We start from the raw sequence: 454 nt of genomic DNA, 5'->3' as shown, positions 1-454 counted from the left end.
ACATCAGTTTTACGCCCTGGAACATTTTTGACATGCCTGGCATTGGCAAGAACAAGGTGAAAAGATCCTTCGAGTATATTCCATATTGGTTTCCAGTAGACTCCGGTACTTTCCATCACAACATCGGATACCTGAAGGGTAGCGAGCCAATCACTTAAAGCCAAGAGCCCAGTTGTTGTAGTTGAAAAAGTTTCAATAGAGGTTTTTGGCTTTTTATCTAATACACAGGCTACTACTGTTTCTTGGTGTACATCTAGGCCAGCACACCGTTCAATCATTGCTTCCATAGGAGAATCACCTCAAAAAAGATTAACAATACATATGACAGGAGATTTGTTACAAAAATTTTTGTATACGTACTAGCAGTACACTAAATGGTTCTTCCATACTGTCACAACCAGTTTCTTATACAGGGTATCTTCCTTAAGATCCACCAAAAAAAGTTCAGCCTGGT

1 protein-coding gene is annotated in these 454 nt (G+C 39.4%); it reads right to left on the bottom strand.

Features of this window, described 5'->3' with window-relative positions:
- On the bottom strand, nucleotides 1-287 hold a 287-nt coding region (locus tag N0M92_RS29250; RefSeq protein ID WP_260289040.1), incomplete at its 3' end, for an IS110 family transposase.
- Nucleotides 288-454 lie beyond the last annotated feature (167 nt).

The sequence above is a fragment of the Peribacillus aracenensis genome, assembly GCF_025175645.1.
GTDB lineage: Bacteria > Bacillota > Bacilli > Bacillales > DSM-1321 > Peribacillus > Peribacillus aracenensis.
Note: the sequence above shows the minus strand (reverse complement) of the source record. Positions and strands in the feature narration are given on the sequence as shown.